The organism is Pseudomonas sp. PDM03 (assembly GCF_014852385.1).
Lineage (GTDB): Bacteria > Pseudomonadota > Gammaproteobacteria > Pseudomonadales > Pseudomonadaceae > Aquipseudomonas > Aquipseudomonas migulae.
On record NZ_JACVBM010000007.1, the window covers coordinates 195,289 to 212,174 of the forward strand.

At 63.2% G+C, this 16,886-nt stretch carries 12 protein-coding genes; 6 read left to right on the forward strand and 6 right to left on the reverse strand.

What is annotated here, in order from left to right; all coding sequences use genetic code 11:
• The first annotated feature begins 5 nt into the window (after positions 1–5).
• From IB254_RS13340 to IB254_RS13360, 5 genes are all read left to right on the forward strand, one after another.
• Positions 6–1,574: an ABC transporter substrate-binding protein gene (locus IB254_RS13340; protein ID WP_192417604.1), complete on the forward strand. Its 1,569-nt coding sequence runs from the start codon at positions 6–8 to the stop codon at positions 1,572–1,574.
• Complete coding sequence (locus IB254_RS13345) at positions 1,567–2,628, forward strand: ABC transporter permease (protein ID WP_192417605.1); 1,062 nt, start codon at positions 1,567–1,569, stop codon at positions 2,626–2,628. Before IB254_RS13340 ends, IB254_RS13345 begins: the two co-directional genes overlap by 8 nt.
• Before the next feature lie 10 nt (positions 2,629–2,638).
• Positions 2,639–3,484, forward strand: a complete 846-nt coding sequence (locus tag IB254_RS13350; protein WP_192417606.1) for an ABC transporter permease — start codon at positions 2,639–2,641, stop codon at positions 3,482–3,484.
• Positions 3,481–5,295, forward strand: coding sequence for a dipeptide ABC transporter ATP-binding protein (locus IB254_RS13355; RefSeq protein WP_192417607.1), 1,815 nt, complete (start codon positions 3,481–3,483; stop codon positions 5,293–5,295). The genes IB254_RS13350 and IB254_RS13355 overlap by 4 nt, the downstream gene beginning before the upstream one ends.
• Positions 5,296–5,497: 202 nt before the next feature.
• Positions 5,498–5,956 carry an REP-associated tyrosine transposase gene (locus IB254_RS13360; RefSeq protein ID WP_192417608.1) on the forward strand — a complete coding sequence of 153 codons (459 nt, stop codon included), beginning with the start codon at positions 5,498–5,500 and terminating at the stop codon, positions 5,954–5,956.
• Between the two features lie 125 nt (positions 5,957–6,081).
• Here the strand turns inward: IB254_RS13360 and IB254_RS13365 are convergent, their stop codons facing one another.
• The 6 genes from IB254_RS13365 to IB254_RS13390 all read right to left on the reverse strand — a co-directional run bounded on the left by IB254_RS13365 (position 6,082) and on the right by IB254_RS13390 (position 15,113).
• Entirely contained in the window at positions 6,082–7,167 is a 1,086-nt protein-coding gene (locus tag IB254_RS13365) for an LLM class flavin-dependent oxidoreductase (protein ID WP_192417609.1), read from the reverse strand.
• A gap of 33 nt (positions 7,168–7,200) precedes the next feature.
• Positions 7,201–9,783, reverse strand: a complete 2,583-nt coding sequence (locus IB254_RS13370; protein WP_192417610.1) for a TonB-dependent receptor plug domain-containing protein — start codon at positions 9,781–9,783, stop codon at positions 7,201–7,203.
• Between the two features lie 200 nt (positions 9,784–9,983).
• Entirely contained in the window at positions 9,984–11,573 is a 1,590-nt protein-coding gene (locus IB254_RS13375; protein ID WP_192417613.1) for an ABC transporter substrate-binding protein, read from the reverse strand.
• Between the two features lie 4 nt (positions 11,574–11,577).
• Positions 11,578–12,786: an LLM class flavin-dependent oxidoreductase gene (locus tag IB254_RS13380; RefSeq protein WP_192417615.1), complete on the reverse strand. Its 1,209-nt coding sequence runs from the start codon at positions 12,784–12,786 to the stop codon at positions 11,578–11,580.
• 15 nt (positions 12,787–12,801) lie between these two features.
• Positions 12,802–14,025: a lipase family protein gene (locus IB254_RS13385; protein WP_032828708.1), complete on the reverse strand. Its 1,224-nt coding sequence runs from the start codon at positions 14,023–14,025 to the stop codon at positions 12,802–12,804.
• A gap of 14 nt (positions 14,026–14,039) precedes the next feature.
• On the reverse strand, positions 14,040–15,113 hold the full coding sequence (locus IB254_RS13390) for an ABC transporter substrate-binding protein (protein ID WP_192417616.1): 1,074 nt from the start codon (positions 15,111–15,113) through the stop codon (positions 14,040–14,042).
• A 685-nt stretch (positions 15,114–15,798) separates the two neighbouring features.
• Here IB254_RS13390 and IB254_RS13395 point away from each other — a divergent pair.
• Entirely contained in the window at positions 15,799–16,872 is a 1,074-nt protein-coding gene (locus tag IB254_RS13395) for a sigma-54 interaction domain-containing protein (RefSeq protein WP_192417618.1), read from the forward strand.
• Positions 16,873–16,886: the final 14 nt, after the last annotated feature.

Below are 16,886 nucleotides of genomic sequence, written 5' to 3' on the forward strand. Positions count from 1 at the left end.
CAACGATGAACGAATTTTCCCGTCGCCGGTTTCTCGGCAATGGCCTGGCGGTCAGTGGCGGCCTGTTGCTCGGCAGCAGCCTGCTCAGCGGATGCGACAGCGGGGCGCAGGTCAGCGGTGCGGCCGCATTGTCCAGCACTCCGGTGCGCGGCGGTCGCTTGCGGGTCGGCATCATCGATGGCGATCAGTCGGGCAACCTCGACGCGCACAAACCGGTGGGCGGCGGGATCATTCGCGGCTGGGCGCTGTACAGCAAGTTCTGGGAATGGAACACCGACGTCAGCACGCGCCTGGCCCTGGCCGAGTTTGCCGAGCCCAACGCCGACGCCAGCGCATGGACCATTCGCATCAAGCCGGGCCTGGAGTTCCATCACGGCAAGAGCATCGGCGCCGATGACATGCTGTTCTCGATCCTGCGCCTGACCGATCCGAAACTGGCGTCGCCATTCGCCGGTCTGGTGGGCGCGATCGACCGCAACGCGTTGCGCAAACTGGATGCGCGCACCATCGAAATCCGCTTCAAGGAAGGCCAGAGTTTTTACCCGCTGGATGAAACCCTGATCAGCTTCGGCGGCATCGTCCCCACCGATTACGACCCCGTCAGCAACCCGGTCGGTGCCGGCCCTTACAAGATCAAGAGTTTCATTCCCGGCCAGCGCTCGCTTTATCAGCGCTTCGAGAATTACTACAAACCCGGCCAACCCTATGCCGATGAACTGGAGATCATCGAGTTCAAGGACCAGGTGTCCCGCGCCGCCGCCCTGCGCGCCGGGCAAATTGACGTGGCCAGCGGCGTGCAGGCCGAACACAGCGCACTGCTCAAGGCCGACTCGCGGCTGAGGTTGTACGCCTCGCCGAGCACCTCGTTCACCGGGTTCAATCTGAATCTGGCGAAGCAACCGTTTCAGGATCAGCGGGTGCGCCAGGCGTTCCGCCTGTTGGCCGACCGTCGCGAGTTGGTGGACCGCGGTCTCAACGGTTTCGGGCGCATCGCCAACGACCTGTATTCGCCCCACGACCCCACCTACAACCACAGCATTGCCCAGCGTCCCTACGACCTGGAACAGGCGCGTTCGCTGTTGCGCCAGGCCGGGCAGACTGACCTGCGGGTGGAGCTGACCACCACGCCGGGGCCGGGTGTCAACGCGGCGCTGGTGTTTGCGCAACAGGCGAAAAAGGCCGGGGTCGAGATCAAGGTCACCCAGGTCGATGGCTCGGTGTTCAACGGTCCACAACGGGAAAACTGGCTGCTGTCGCCGGGCTCCACACCCGCCCGGGGCTTTCTGGCGTCGGCGCTGCACAACGATGCGCCACAGGCCATCTACAACCGCAGCAACTTCCACGATGGGCGCTTCAGTACGCTGTACCGCCAGGCGTTGGCGCAACCCGACCTTGAGCAACGCAAAGTGCTGGTGCACGAAGCGCAAGGCATTCAACACGAACGCGGTGGCTTGCTGATCTGGGGCTTCAACGATGTGCTGGACGCAGCATCGGTGCGGGTCGGCGGTTTGCAGCCTGAACAGACCACGTTTGCCTCCTGGCGTTTTGATGAATTGTGGGTGAACCATGCCTGAGCCTTCTTGCAAAGAACCCCGCACGCCAGCCTGGCTGTCGTGGTTTATCGGGCGCCTGGCTTACGGATTGTTGACGGCATGGGTCATCAGCCTGGTGGTGTTCATTGCCACGCAGGCGCTGCCCTCGGACCCGGCCCGGGTGATTCTCGGCCCCGACGCGCCGCTGGAAAGCATCCTCACCTTGCAACGCCAGTTGGGTCTGGACCGGCCGATTCTCGAACAGTACCTGCGCTGGTTCGGGCATGCCCTGAGCGGCGAACTCGGTGTGTCGCTCGACTCCAACGCGCCGGTCGGCAGCATTCTGTTCGGCCGTTTCGGCTACACCCTGGCGCTGCTCGCCGGGGTCATTGCAGTGGTGGTGCCGGCGGCGCTGTTGCTCGGCGTTTCCCTGGCGTTGCGCCGTGACAGTCGGCTGGATCGCTGGAGCCTGTCGCTGCTGATCTTCCTTAAAGCCACGCCGGGGTTTCTGTTGGCCATCGGTCTGGTGCTGCTGTTTTCCATGCCGCACATGGACCTGCTGCCGGCGGTGTCGATCCTCGATCCGGACAAGTCGCTGCTGCGTCAATTGCAGTTCCTGGTGTTGCCGGTGCTGGCCCTGAGTCTGTCGGCATTGCCGTACCTGACGCGCATGGTGCGGGCATCGATGATCGAGGCGCTGGAGTCCGATTACGTGATCGCTGCGCGCCTGCGCGGCATTCCCGAGTGGCGCATCGTCTGGCGCCACACGCTGCCCAACGCACTGATCCCGGCGATTCAAGGCGTGGCGTTGACGCTGAGAACGTTGATCGGCGGCGCGCTGTTGGCCGAGGTGATTTTCAGTTACCCCGGCATCGGCACCTCGTTGAATTCGGCGATCCAGATGCGCGACTTGCCGATGGTCCAGGCCATCGTGCTGGTGATCACCCTCGGCGTGGTGTTGATCAACCTGCTCGCGGATCTGCTGACCGTGCTGCTTACGCCGAAACTGCGCACCGCCCGCCGCGTGACCATGATTCAGCGTAACCACCGGGGCATTCAGCCGTGGTGGCGACGTTCCCCATCCAAGGCGCCTTGAGAGGTAAAACATGACTGACTCCCGACGTTCGCGCTGGCAGGTATGGCTGGCGGAACCGCAAACCCGCAAGGGCGCGCTGATCACTGCCATGGTGGTGACACTGGCCTTGTCTGGCCCGTGGCTGGCGCCGCACAGCCCAACGGAAATGCTCGGTTCGGTGTACGGCGCCCCGGTTGGCGCGGCGTTGCTGGGCTATGACTTTCTCGGGCACGACGTGGTGTCACGCTTGCTCAGTGGCGGCCTCTCGGTGTTGTGGATGTCCGTTGCGGCGGCCTCGATTGCGCTGTTGATCGGTAGCGCGCTGGGTTTGCTGGCGGGTTTTTCCCGGCGCCGGCTCGACCAGTTGATTACCTGGCTGGCGGACGTGTCGCTGGCCTTTCCCGACCTGATTCTGGTGTTGTTGATCGTCTCCATGCTCGGCCGTGCGCCGTGGTTGATCGTGTTGACCGTGGCCATCGCCTTCACGCCCGGTGTGATCCGCCTGGCCCGTGGCAGTTCGGTGGCGGTGGCGGGGCAGGAGTTCGTCGAGGCCGCGCAGATGATGGGCTACTCGCGGCGGCGGATTCTGTTCAGGGAGATCCTGCCGAACATCCTCACGCCGCTGCTGGTGCATTTCGGCAACATGCTGACCTGGGGCGTCGGCATGCTCTCGGGCCTGAGTTTTCTCGGCTACGGCGTGGCGCCGCCGACCGCCGATTGGGGGCTGATGATCAATGAAAACCAGGCCGGTTTGCTGGTGCAGCCGTGGGCGGTGCTGGCCCCGGCGATCCTGATCGGCATCTTCGCCTATGGCACCAATATCCTCGCTGAAGGCATCGGCCGCAGCAGTTCACGGATCGGAGAAAAACAGCCATGAATGCGATTGCCGGGATCGAGTCCCGCCCGCCGGTGACCACTGCCGGGGTGCTGCAGGTGCGGGATTTGCGGGTCGAGTTGGCGGGACAGATTGACGTGCTGTCCGGGGTTTCGTTCAGCCTTGAGGCGGGCGAGATTCTGGGGTTGGTCGGCGAATCCGGCTCCGGCAAGACGACCCTGGCCACCGCGTTGCTCGCTCATGCCCGACGCGGGGCGCGGATTGTCGGCGGGCAGGTCGAGGTGTCCGGTCATTCGCTGCTGACCCTGGAAGGCGAAGCGTTGCGCCGGGCCCGTGGCAGCCTGATCGGTTACGTCGCGCAGGACCCGGCGACGGCGCTGAACCCGGCGCTGCGCATTGGCAGTCTGCTGCGCGAAACCCTCGGTGCGCATCAGATTGAACTGGATCGTGCGGCGCAACAGCAGCGCATCGTCGATACCTTGCGTGATGTTGGCTTGCCGGACGATCCGGCGTTTTTGCGGCGCTTCCCCCATCAGCTCTCCGGTGGGCAGCAGCAACGGGTGATGCTGGCGCTGGCGTTTGTCCTGCGTCCGCAGTTGATCGTCCTCGATGAACCGACCACGGCGCTGGACGTCACCACTCAGGCGCACATCCTCGCGACCTTGCGCCGCTTGTGCAAAAGCCTCGGCGTGGCGGCGGTGTATGTATCCCACGACCTTGCGGTGATCAAGGACCTGGTGGACCGGGTGATGGTGATGTACGCCGGGCGCATTGTTGAAGTCGCTGACCGTGAAGCGTTGTTCACGCGGCCGGCTCATCCGTACACCCGAGGCCTGCTGGCGGCGATTCCCGATGTGGCGCAGCGTCGCGATTTGCAGGCGATCCCGGGGCATGCCCCGGCACCGGGGCAGCGGCCGCACGGCTGTGCTTTCGCGCCTCGGTGTTCGCGTCGCGCCGCCGAGTGCTCGCAGGCTGAGCCGGCCTTGCACGACCTGTCTTCAGCGCAGCGAGTGGCGTGTCTCGATCCGCATCTTCAGGCCTTGCAGCTAGTTGCCCAGGCGCCGGTGTCGGCTGTCGATGTGCCGGTGGAGCGGGCGCCGTTGCTGGAGATCAAAGACTTGAACGTGGCCTACGATCGACAGGTGTTGTTCGACGTTTCTCTGCGGGTGGCCGCCGGGGAATGCCTGGCGCTGGTGGGCGAATCCGGTTCAGGCAAGACCAGCCTGGCCAGGGCCATCGCCGGGCTCGGGGAAAACGCCGAGGGCGACTTGCATTACGCGGGTGTGCCGCTGAGCTTGTCGGCCCGCCGACGTGACGGGCGGCAACGGCATCAGATTCAGTACATTTTTCAGAATCCGTACCGGGCGCTGAACCCGCGACAAACCGTTTACCAGACCCTGAGTGCGCCACTGGAACACTTCTTCGGCATCAAGGGCAACGTTGCGCGCCAGCGCGTGGATGCGGTGCTCAAGCGGGTGTCGCTGCCGGCGTCGGTGGCCGATCTGTATCCGCACAGCCTGTCCGGCGGCGAGCGCCAGCGTGTGGCCATTGCCCGGGCGCTGGTGTGTGAGCCGAAACTGCTGATCTGCGATGAAATTACCTCGGCGCTGGACGTGTCGGTGCAGGCTTCGATCCTGGCGCTGCTGCGGCAATTGCAAATCGAAGGACTGACCCTGTTGTTCGTCACCCACGACCTCGGCGTGGTTCGCGCGATTGCCGACCGGGTGTTGGTGCTGAAGCTGGGAAGGGTGGTGGAGCAGGGGGCGGTGGACGATGTGCTGGATCAGCCGCAGGCGGCGTATACGCGTACGTTGCTGGAGAATTCGCCGACGTTGGGCGGTGGATCTTTGTAGGCAGCCACTATCGCCATCGCCAGCAAGCCGGCTCCTACAGAGTATGTGTGTGTACGCAGAAATGTGGCGCGACACAAACCTGTAGGAGCCGGCTTGCTGGCGATGGCTATCGTCCAGACACATCCGGAACCGAATTCTGGCAACGGCCTCCCAACTGCGCACTAGCCTTGTGTTTCTCCCAAAAACACAGGAGGGCAATGGAATGCCCGATCTTCCCCATGCCAACCACCTGCGCGCCGGGCGCTATTCCGAATCCGGCCAAATCTACCTGCTCACTGCCGTCACCCATAACCGTGATTCCGTCTTCGCCAATTGGCGGGTGGGACGTCTGATCGTGGATCAGTTCCGCCAGTCCCAGACAGAAGAATGGGCCGACTCACTGGCATGGGTGGTGATGCCCGATCACTTCCATTGGCTGGTCGAATTGAAGAACAGCACATTGCCGGCGTTGATGCTGGCGACCAAATCGCACAGTGCCAGGGCGGTGAATGCACGTCTGCAACGCAGGGGGGCGCTTTGGCAAAGAGGCTTTCACGATCGGGCGATTCGTCGGGAGGAGGATTTGTTGGCGGTGGCCCGGTACATCGTTGCCAATCCATTGCGCGCGGGGCTTGTCACGCGGGTGCATGATTACCCGTTGTGGGATGCGAAATGGTTGTAGGCGGGATAATAGGTCGAGAATGTTACGCCGCCATCGCCAGCAAGCCGGCTCCTACAGGGGATCGCATTTCAAACTGTAGGAGCCGGCTTGCTGCGGGCGGCGTTCCGACGATTCGAGGGTGAACGTTACGCCACCCGCGCCTTGCGCCGCCGTGCTTCCTCGCGCACCGCCGGGATGATCCAGCGGCCGTAATCGACGGTGTCGTACAGCGGGTCATAACCACGATTGAGGAAGGTGGTCACACCCAGGTCGACGTAGTCGAGCAACGCCTGGGCCACGGTTTCCGGGGTGCCGACCAGGGCGGTGGTGTCGCCGTAGGCGCCGACGGCGGTGGCGGTGGGCATCCACAGGGCGCGGTCGTGGCGATCACCCTGTGCCGCAGCGGCGAGCAAGCGTTCGGAGCCGGTGCCCTTGATGCGTTTTTGCCAGGGGCTGCCGGCGGCGAACTGTGGATTGGCCTTGATCTGTTCCAGAATCTGCTCCGCCCGCTGCCACGCCAATTCTTCGGTCGCCCCCAGAATCAAGCGCACGGACAGGCTCACCCGTGGCGCCTCCACGCCCGCCGCACTCGCCGCCGCGCGCAGCTTGCCGATCTGTTCGGCGACGCCGCTCAACGGCTCGCCCCACAACGCATACAGGTCCGCGTGTTTCACCGCGATCTGATAGGCAATGTCCGACGACCCGCCAAAGGAAATCGGAATGTGCGGCTGCTGCAATGGCTTGACCGGTGAGAAGGCGCCCTTGATGTTGAAATACTGCCCCTCGAAGTCGAACGGCTCTTCAGCCGTCCAGGTGCGCCGGACGATCTCCAGGTATTCATCGGTGCGCTTGTAGCGTTCGGTCTTGTCCAGCAGGAAGTCGCCTTCCTGGGGTTCGGCGGTGATGCCGGTAATCGCATGCAGGCGAATCCGCCCGCCGCCGGTGGTGTGATCGAGTGTCGCGAAGGCTCGGGCAGCGGCGGTGGGGGCGTTCAATGCCGGACGATGGGCGATCATGAAACCCAGGCGTTCGGTGTGTGCCGCCGCGTAGGCCGCAATCTGCAAACTGTCCGCGCTGCCCGGGCCGCTGGCGATCAGCACCCGGTCGAAGCCTGCATGTTCATGGGCGCGGGCGTGGTGGCGGATAAAGTCCAGATCGAAATCCGCGCTGCGAATGCCACGGGTCTCGGACCACTGGCGGGGGAAAATCATGCCGACAAATTCAATGGACATGGAACACTCCTGATAGCGATAGGTGCCGCTGCGTTAAAACTGGTAATCCACCTGGGCCAGCAACGTACGGCCAGGCATGGGTTGCAAAAAGGTATTGGTCGAGCCGGCCAGGCCGCTGACGAAGTTCAGCTCGTTGGTCAGGTTGAGCACCCGCAACGTGGTGCTCCATTGCGGCTGGCGGTAATACACCGCGAGGTCGAGGTTGTACTCGTCGGGGATTTTCACGGTCTTGCTCAGGTTCAAATACCAGCTGCTGGTCCACCAGCCGGACAGCTCGGCGCCGAAGCCCGAGTCGAAGCGATAGTCGACATAACCGCTGGCGGTGTACTCGGGAATATGCACCGCGTCGAAGCGCCCGGACGGCCGCTGATTGAGGCTGTTGTTGTCGCCGAACACCGTGCCGTTGTCGGGCACAAACCCGGCCGAGGCGAAGCCGGCCTGGGAGGCAAACTCGTTGTAGGCGCTGAGTTTCGACAGGTTGAGACCGCTGCGCAGGTGATTGTCCGGCTGGTAGCGAAGGGTCGATTCCACGCCCTTGATCACCAGTCGGGCAATGTTGTTATTGCTGTCGGGCGATTGATCCCGCGCCTGCTTGAACGCGGCCAGGGTCATGAACAGTTCGTTGGGCACCGCTTCGACCTTCAGCCCGACTTCGTGCAACACGCTGAGACTCTGGAAGGCCAGCGGGTTGAGCTGATTGGCACCGGCGCCGCTGCCCCAACCGAGGCCGTTGGAGAAGAACCCGGTATTGACCGCCAATGAGCGATCGAAGGTGTAATACAGCGTGCTGTTTTCGGTCGGTTTGACGTACGGGCTGACCTGAAACGCGAACAGCCGATAATTGTCGCTGTCCTTGCGCGGATTGCCGCCGGCCAGCACGAACGGGTTCTCGATTTCAGCGTCGATCCAGCTGCGGCTGGCGCCAATGTTCAGACCGACACTGTCACCGAATCGCAGGTTGTGCTGGCTGAACAGGGTCTTGGTGGTCCAGGTGCTTTCGGCGGTGTAGGGCGCCACCGACTCGGCGTATAAACCGTGGCCCGCCGGGTACATCGCCGGCAGATTCAGCCAGCCATAGTAGTTGGAGAATTGCGCCACGCCGGGCTGGCCGATCCAGGCGCCATTGCCGCCGGCGGGGTTGGAACCGGTCAGGCCCAGCAAGGTGCCGGGATTCTTGCCCGACGGGTCCTGGGTCAAGTCATAGGCGTTGATGGTCGAGCCGAAATTGTTGTTGGCGGCGATCGACTGGTTGAACTCGCGGCGGTAGATCACCCCGGTGTTGCTGTCATCGCGCAGGGTCAAGCCGCCGAGCTGCACTTCGTTGTGCGAGCGGAATTCGAAGCGGTTATCGAACAGGTTGTCCTTGGACTGCACCTGGAAAGAACCGACCGCATCGGTCATGTCTTTGGAGCGCTGGTAGAAGGTGCTGTTGGCCAGGGTGATGGTCGGTGTCAGGTCGGCTTCGACCCGCAGCTGTGTGGTGAAGCGCCGCGAGCTGTTTTCATCCTCGTCGCGCTGACCGGTTTGTGACGACAGGCTGGTCAGGCCATTGCCCGTCAACGTCGGGTCATACACCCAGCCGCGCAAACTGCCGGGGTTGCTTTGGGTGTTGGGCGAGGCCGTCTGGAAGCTGCCGTTGACCACGCTGTATTGACCCTGTGCGTTGCGCTGGCGTTTGACCCAGCCGAGGGTCGGCGCATCGGCCGCGCCGGACGCCAGCACCGGCGACCACAAGGTGTTGCCGTTCTGGATGATCGGCGTGGCGCGCCCGGCGTAGTACTTGCCGCTGTCCACCAGTTCCTGGTTGGCGCGGTTCCAGCCGTGGGTGATGTTGTAGTCGTAGTAATTGTCGTAGCTGGCGTTCCAGTCGACCCGCACATTGTCGTTGCGCCAGGCGAGGGCGCCGTAGAACGCGTCGAAGTTGTTGTCGACGTTGTCGTAGAAGTCTTCCTGACGTTGCTTGGTGATGCTCAGGCGATAGGCGAGGTTGTCAGTCAGCGGCCCGGTGTTGTCGATGCTGAATTTACTGGAATCGCGGGATTCACCGTCCGGCACCCAGGCGCCCAGTTCGCCGCTGAGTTTGGTTTTGAATTCGTTGAAATTGGGTTTCTTGCTCAGGTAATTGACGTAGCCGCCGCTGCCCGACACCGAACCGTAGGTCACCGAGGACGGACCGGCGACGATGTCGGCGCCTTCGTAGGCGTTGAAGTTGGCCGGGTGGCGCACGCCGTATGCGCGTTGCCCGTCCTGGAACACTTCGGAACCCTGGGCGCGGAACTGCGGGGCGAGGCCGGCGTTCTGGCCGCCGCCGCGAGTAATGCCGGGGGCGTATTTCACCAGGTCATCGGCGCTGCGGATCGAGTCGCTGGCCAGTTGCTCGGCGTTGATCTGGGTGATGGAGCGCGGCGTGTCGAGCACCTTGGTTTCGATGCCGCCGTAGACCGACGTGGGTGGCCGGGTGGGCAGCGCGTCATCGTCGGACTCGCTGGCACTGGCCTGGACGGTGACGGTTTGCAGTTGGGTGTCGGCGGCGAAGGTCGGCATCGACAGGGTCGATATCACCGCCATGGCCAGGGCGGAGCGTTTTACGGGCAAACGAAAGGCGACAGAGGGCATGGCAAATGAGCCTCGAGATAAAAATTCATGGAAATTTGTAGGCGCTTCCTGACACCCCCCGACCTTGTAGGAGCCGGCTTGCTGCGGGCGGCGTTCCGACGATGGCGTCATAACGGCCACCACCGCCATCGCCAGCAAGCCGGCTCCTACAGGGGCGTGGTGTGTCAGTTGAATCGCATCAGCAAGCTGGCTGCGGTGGGTTACGCCGTGTCTTTCAACCAGAGCTTTTCAAACCGCCAGGTGCTGAACAGCGACTCTTCCGCCGCCGCGCCGCCTACGCGGTTGGCCACGCTGTCGAGCAGGTCGGCGTAGCCCCAGATCAGCATGCCGCCGCGTTCGTACTGGATCTGTTGAACCTGATGCACCAACGCTTTGCGTTTCTCCAGATCGGGCTGGGCCATGGCTGCCAGAAACAGCTCGCTGAACTGTGCATCCTTGAAGTGCGTCTTGTTGGCCACGGCAAACGGCGCGTCGGTGTGGATCGCACTGGCCAGGAACGGCGCGCCGATGCTGCCGCCGGTGCTCAAGGTCCAGTCGGTGCGCAGCGGTCCCTGGAACGTGGCCAGGTCCACTTGCTTGACCTTGAGCGTGACGCCAATGCGCTTGGCCTGTTCGGCCAGCACCAGCGCCGACGTCAGCCCCGGCCCCGGCGTGGTCACCAGTTCCAGCTCAAGGTTTTCGTAGCCGGCCTCCTTGAGCAATTGCGCCGCGCGCTGCGGATCGTGGGGACGCGGCCCGAGCGTGTGGTTGAAGGTCGGATCGCTCGGCGCATACAGGTCGTTGGCCACGCGGCCCTGACCGTTGAGCGCCCGGCGCACCAGTTCTTCGCGATCCGCCAGCAGGCGAAAGGCCTCGCGCACCCGTGGATCGTTGAACGGTGGCTTGTCGAGGTTCATGTCGAACGACAACCAGTTGCCGGTCACCGATTTCAACACCTTGAGCCGAGGGTCGTGCTGCAGCACTTCCAGCTGTTCGGTGGGCATCACGTTGGCCATGTCGATCTGCCCGGAACGCAGGGCCGCCAAGCGCGAAACCTGATCCTTGAAGTCGATGATTTCCAGTTCGTCGGCGTAGGGTTTGCCGTCCTTGTAGTAGTTCTCGAAGCGGGTGAACAGCGAGCGCTGGCCGGGGGTGAAGCTTTTCAGTTTGTAGGGGCCCGCGCCCACCGGGTTGCTCACCGGGTGATAGTCCACCGGCACGATGCCGCCGAAGTTGACCCAGGTTTCCGCCAGCGGCATATAGCTGCGGCCTTCACGGAAGTTCAGGCGCACGGTGCGCGAGTCAAGCTTGACCAGGTTGTCGCGGTCCACCCAGTGCAACAGCGCGGCATAGGGCGAGGCCAATTGCGGGTCAGTGAGGCGGCGGATCGAGAAGATCAGGTCATCGGCATCGATGGTCTTGCCATGGTGGAATTCCAGCCCGGGGCGCAGGCGTAACGTCCAGCTGCTGGCGTCGGCATTCGGCTCGGCGAACTCGGCGAGGGCCAGGCGCGGCTGCATCTGTTCGTCCCATTCCCACAGCTTGCTGTACAGCGCAAAGCCCCGAACGATGCCGCTGCCGATGGGTTTGTGCGCATCGAGGTTGCCGCTCTGGTTGCCGTCGAGAATCCCCAGGCGCAGGCGTCCGCCATAACGTGGCTCATCATCGGCGGTGGCAATCGCCGCCGCCGTTTTTTCGCCGCTCGGGCCACACCCGGCGAGCAGGCCGCCACCGAGCAGCAAACCGCCGCCGAGCAGTGCGCTGTGACCGAGAAAATCCCGGCGACTGAACAATGAATGATCCTCGCTCATGGCATCAGGCTCCGGCCGGGCCGTTGGCGGAACGCAGTTCCAGCGGCGCCGGCAGCGGGCGGCTCAGTTCGGTGCGCTCGCCGCGAAAGTGCGGCAGGATGTGCTCGCCCAGGCGATAGGCTTCTTCCAGATGCGGGTAACCGGCGAGGAAGAACAGGTCGATGCCGATGGCGTTGTACTCGCGAATCCGCGCCACGACATTTTCGTAGCTGCCCACCAGCGCGCAGCCCGGCGGGATGCCGATGTAGCCGAAGCCGGTCCACACATTCGGGTGGATGAAAAAGTCATCGAAACTCTGGGTTTCCGTCTTCTGCGCGAACTCGTTTTCATAGCTGAGTTTGCGCGCGGTGCGCAGCCCGGCATGCGCGGCCACGGCCTTGACCGCGCCCCTGGCGATGCCTTCATCGAAGAAGCGCCTGGCTTCGGTGCGGGCCAGTTCCTCGGTCTCGCGGGTGATGACGTCAATCGACAAACCGAAGCGAATGTCGCTGCGCCCATACTTCAGCGCACGCTCGCGAATGTCGGCGATCAGCGCGGCAATCTCGTTCGGGTGCTCGGCGCGCATCAGATAAAAATCAGCGTGCTTGGCGGCAAATTCCCGGGCGGGAATCGACGAGCCGGCGGTGCAAATCAGCGGCAGCTCGGCTTTCTTCAACGGCCCGCGCAGGCCACCACCCTCGGCCTTGTAGAATTTGCCTTCGTAGTGGAAATTCTCGTTGTGCCAGTAACCCTTGACCACGTCCATGAACTCGATGGCGCGCTCATAACGTTCATCGTGATCACTGAAATCGCCGACCTGACGCTGAATCGCATCCGAACCGCCGTTGATGATGTTCCACACCAGCCGGTTGCCGGTCGCCCGTTGATAGGTCGCGGCCTGCTGCACCGCCACCCACGGCGTGTAGTGGTAGGGCTGGAACGCGGTGACGAATTTCAGCGTGCGGGTTTCCCGGGCCAGCAGCGAGCAGACCGTCCACGGTTCCTCGCCGGAGGGCGCGTTGACCATCAGCGCACCGCCGAAACCGTTGATCTCGGCAGCCTTGGCGATCTGCCCGAGGTAGTCGATGTAGGTGAAGTGATCGCCGACGCTGAACCCCGAGACGGCGCCGGTGCTCGGGCCGCCACGGTGCCAGTCGCCACGGTTGCGCGGGTCGCCGGGGAGGAATTGGGTTTCGCCATGCAGGGGCAGGCGGGTGAAGAATTCAATACTCATGTCGAAGGCTCCGTCTTACTGCACGCTGGGGCTGCAGATCGGGGTGATGGGCTGGTCGTTGATGACCTTGTGCGCGAACGGCACCGAATCCTTGAGCGAGGCGTTGACCGTTTCGCTGTGGCCCAGCCCTTTGTAGAGATGGCCTTCAACCACCGAGCCGGTCTTGCAGGCGTCCTGCATCAGCGCGACCTGTGTCGAGGCGGCCGGGGTTTTGTCTTCGGCGCCGGTGCCGATGAAGATCGGCTGGGCCAGCTTCAGCGTCGGGTAGGAGACCTGTTTTTGCCACGCCGCGAGCTGGTCGCCCTTGTAGTCTTTCTTGGCATTGGCCGGGGTCAGGCCGACGCCGACCACATCGCTGACCAGCGCTGCCAGGCAACTGGTACGCGCCTGTTCGAACAGCGGCAGGGCCTTGTCGGTATAGAAATCCTTGGGGTTGATGCTTGGGTCGTATTGCTGGGCCGCGAGCAGGGTGTAGAAGCCGTAGGCGAGGGATGCATCGACTTTGTTGACGTCCTGTTCGCCAACGTTTTTCGCGCCGACGGTATAGATCACGCCGGTGCCGATGCTGCCTTTGACGCCGAGGTCCGGCGCGTAGGTCGGGGCATAGGCCGCCGAGGCGAAGGCGCCCGCGCCACCCTGGGACTGACCGACGATCAGCACTTTGTTGGCCAGCCCCGGAACGCCCGCAACCACGGCTTTTGCTGCGTCGAGAATGCCGTAGGCGGCCATGCGATTGTTCAGCAGCGGGTGACCGCCGGGGACGCCGAGGCCCTGATAGTCGGTGGCGACGATGGCATAACCTTCATCCAGCCAACGGCTGAGGTATTGCACGTCACGGTAGGAGCGACCTTGCCAGGACGGCGCGCACACATCGGCCACACCGACCGTGCCATGCCCCCAGCTGGCAACCGGCCAACCACCGGCGGGCGCCTTGCCTTTGGGCAGGAACAACGTGCCGGAGACCACGATCGGCGTCTTATTGTCGATGCCGTCGGTGGAGGTGTAGAGAATCCGCTGCGCGCTTGCTGCGTTCGGCAGGCTCAGGGTTTTTTCCAGCGGCTCGCTGCGCAGCAGTTTGCCTGGCGTGGCCGGGATCACCTCTTGCCAGGTGTAGAACGCCGAGACGCGGCCATCGCCTTGCTGCGGGTCGGGTTTGGGGGCGTGGGCACCGGCGGCCATGGCACTCATGGACAGCGCCAGGACGCTCAGACCGAAAACGAATTGTTGCGGCAGTTTCATCTGGATTTCCCTATTCATGGATTGTTGCTGACCTGGCCGCGCAGGGCCGGCCAGTAGTCGGTGAGTTTCAGATCGATCAGCGCCTGGTTGGTGAAACCGGTGGCCAGCGAAGGGGTGATGTCGTAGGTGTCGCGAATCAGGTGGTTGGCCAGCGCATAGGCGGTCAGCGCCTGATAGTGGGCCTTGAGTTGCTGGTCGCTTTTCGGCGCCCAGCGGTCTTTCCAGGCCACGGGATCGTTCTGGTCGTCGCGGCGCAGCACGCTTTCAGCGGTGCCGGCGCGGGAGGAGAGTTCGTAGTAGGCGTCCTGGTTTTGTTCCTGGGAGATCCACCAGGCGGCTTTGATCCAGGCGGTCGCCAGCAGTTGAGTAATGTCCGGGTGCTGCGCGACAAAACTGTCGGTGCCCCAGAGGTCGGAGACCAGACGCCAGTCGTTGGCGCCTTGCTTGGTCGACCAGATGATCTTGCCGACGCCTTTGTCTTCCAGCGCATAGGCTTCGCTGAGCAATACGGCCGCATCGACTTTGCCGGCGGACACCGCTGCGGCGCCGACTTGCGGATTGAGGTTGGCGATCTTGAAATCGTCGAGCTTCAGGCCCTTGCTGGCGAGGAAGTTGCTGAACGCGAACTCCCACGGACGACCGCGATGCAGGGCCAGGCGTTTACCCTTGAGGTCGTCGATGCTGTTGGCGCTGGAACCGGCGGGCACCACCAGATAGATGTTGTTACCGCTGCCACCGGGCACGATCAGCTTGCCCGGCACACCGCCAGCCCCGGCAATCACGGAAGGCAGGTCGCCGCGCACGGCAAAGTCGATGCTGTTGTTGCTGAAGCCTTCGTTGATCTGCGGCCCGGCGCCGGCATGGGGCAGGGCGATCCAGTCGAGCTTCACACCGCGCTGCGCCAGTTGCTGTTCCAGCCAACCGTCCTCGATCACCCGCCCGGCGATCCCGCCGAATACCGGTTGGCCACCCTGCGTATACGCGACGATAGCGATCTTCACCGACGCCGGTGCCTGTCCGGCCAGCGCCGTGGCACTGAGCAGAAACCCGGTCAAGGCGACCAGGCTGTTGCGCCAGAAACGTTTCATTGAACTCTCCCTAAATGGCTATTGGCGAAACACGGTCTTTGTAGGAGCCGGCTTGCTGCGGGCGGCGTTCCGGCGATGAGGCCTTCAAACCTTGCGGCGTTTCTGCCGACGCCATCGCCAGCAAGCCGGCTCCTACAGGGGGATTGCGGCGCACCCCTTTTCCAGCGTTGTGAACACAGTCTTTGTAGGAGCCGGCTTGCCGGCGATGAGGTCTTCAAACCTTGCGGCGTTTCTGCCGACGCCATCGCCAGCAAGCCGGCTCCTACAGGGGGATTGCGGCGCACCCCTTTTCCAGCGTTGTGAACACAGTCTTTGTAGGAGCCGGCTTGCTGGCGATGGGGCCTTCAAACCTTGCGACGTTTTCGAGGACGCCATCGCCGGCAAGCCAGCTCCTACAAAAGTTTTGCGGTGCATATGGGAGAGAGCAGATTGCATGCCACTGCGCGAAAAACGCGCTGCAGGCCGCGCTGGGACTGGGTTTCAGGGTGAGGGGAGGGAGCGGTCGGGAGCGTGGGGTGTTGATGTGCAAGCAGGCCGGTGCGTGCCAATTGCTGCTCCAGCAACAGGCTGGCAGCAGTTATGCCGCATATGGTTTTTAGGAATATACAAATACTAATTAAGAATTTTTTAGTCTAAACAACTTCATGCACTATTGAGCACGCGCTTTTACTGCCAGGAATGCATCATGTCGCTGATCACTCATCCAAACGCTCGCGAATTGACCAAGTCGGTGCGGGCCACCGTCCTGGTGTTCAAGGACCCGCGCTCCCAGGAATTGCTCAGCCGCATCGAGCGCCTGGCGCCCAGTGAAGCCAACACATTGATCATTGGCGAGACCGGCACCGGCAAGGAACTGGTCGCCCGGCATATCCACAATTTGAGCCGCCGCGGACGCGAGCCCTTCGTGGCGGTGAACTGCGGAGCGTTTGCCGAAACCCTGGTGGAAAGTGAGCTGTTCGGCCACGAAAAAGGCGCCTTTACCGGCGCCACGACCAACAAGGCCGGATGGTTCGAAGCGGCCAATGGCGGCACGCTGTTTCTCGATGAAATCGGTGATCTGCCGTTGAACATGCAGGTCAAACTGCTGCGAGTCTTGCAGGAGCGCGAAGTGGTGCGCCTGGGCTCGCGCACGCCGATCCCGATCAACGTAAGGCTGGTGGCTGCAACCAACGTCAACCTCGCGGATGCGGTCGTCGCCGGGCATTTTCGCGAGGACCTGTTTTACCGTCTGCACGTCGCGACCATTCGCCTGCCGCCCTTGCGCGAACGACCCGGCGACATCCTGCCACTGGCCGAGTTTTTCCTCGAAGAACATTGCCAGCGCCTGGGCTACAACCGTGCGTCATTGAGCGTCGAAGCCGAACGCAAGCTGCTGGAGCACAGCTGGCCAGGCAACATCCGCGAGCTGGAAAACTCCATTCACCACGCGTTGCTGGTGTGCCGCAATCAGCGGGTCGCCCCGGCGGATCTGCACCTGGTGGACATGCGCTCCTCCGGCATCCGCCAGGAACAGGCCAGTCAAACCGGCCACGCCGTTGCTGGCCCGGTGGACCTGGAAGCCGCCCTCAACGCGCTGTTCGAACAGAACATCCCGGACCTTTACGAACATATCGAAGAAACCATTTTCCGCGCGGCGTACCGGTTCTGCCATGGCAACCAGTTGCAGACCGGACGCCTGCTGAACATCAGCCGCAACATCGTCCGGGCGCGGCTGGAGAAAATCGGGGAGCTGAACAAGACACTGGCGGTGGAGGAATAGTCCTCGTCGTCGCT

What these genes read in the sequence shown, in the direction of transcription:
- IB254_RS13340 (WP_192417604.1), top strand. Translation starts at nt 6, where the DNA reads ATGAACGAATTTTCCCGTCGCCGGTTTCTCGGCAATGGCCTGGCGGTC.
- IB254_RS13345 (WP_192417605.1), top strand. Translation starts at nt 1,567, where the DNA reads ATGCCTGAGCCTTCTTGCAAAGAACCCCGCACGCCAGCCTGGCTGTCG.
- IB254_RS13350 (WP_192417606.1), top strand. Translation starts at nt 2,639, where the DNA reads ATGACTGACTCCCGACGTTCGCGCTGGCAGGTATGGCTGGCGGAACCG.
- IB254_RS13355 (WP_192417607.1), top strand. Translation starts at nt 3,481, where the DNA reads ATGAATGCGATTGCCGGGATCGAGTCCCGCCCGCCGGTGACCACTGCC.
- IB254_RS13360 (WP_192417608.1), top strand. Translation starts at nt 5,498, where the DNA reads ATGCCCGATCTTCCCCATGCCAACCACCTGCGCGCCGGGCGCTATTCC.
- IB254_RS13365 (WP_192417609.1), bottom strand. Translation starts at nt 7,167, where the DNA reads ATGTCCATTGAATTTGTCGGCATGATTTTCCCCCGCCAGTGGTCCGAG.
- IB254_RS13370 (WP_192417610.1), bottom strand. Translation starts at nt 9,783, where the DNA reads ATGCCCTCTGTCGCCTTTCGTTTGCCCGTAAAACGCTCCGCCCTGGCC.
- IB254_RS13375 (WP_192417613.1), bottom strand. Translation starts at nt 11,573, where the DNA reads ATGAGCGAGGATCATTCATTGTTCAGTCGCCGGGATTTTCTCGGTCAC.
- IB254_RS13380 (WP_192417615.1), bottom strand. Translation starts at nt 12,786, where the DNA reads ATGAGTATTGAATTCTTCACCCGCCTGCCCCTGCATGGCGAAACCCAA.
- IB254_RS13385 (WP_032828708.1), bottom strand. Translation starts at nt 14,025, where the DNA reads ATGAAACTGCCGCAACAATTCGTTTTCGGTCTGAGCGTCCTGGCGCTG.
- IB254_RS13390 (WP_192417616.1), bottom strand. Translation starts at nt 15,113, where the DNA reads ATGAAACGTTTCTGGCGCAACAGCCTGGTCGCCTTGACCGGGTTTCTG.
- IB254_RS13395 (WP_192417618.1), top strand. Translation starts at nt 15,799, where the DNA reads ATGTCGCTGATCACTCATCCAAACGCTCGCGAATTGACCAAGTCGGTG.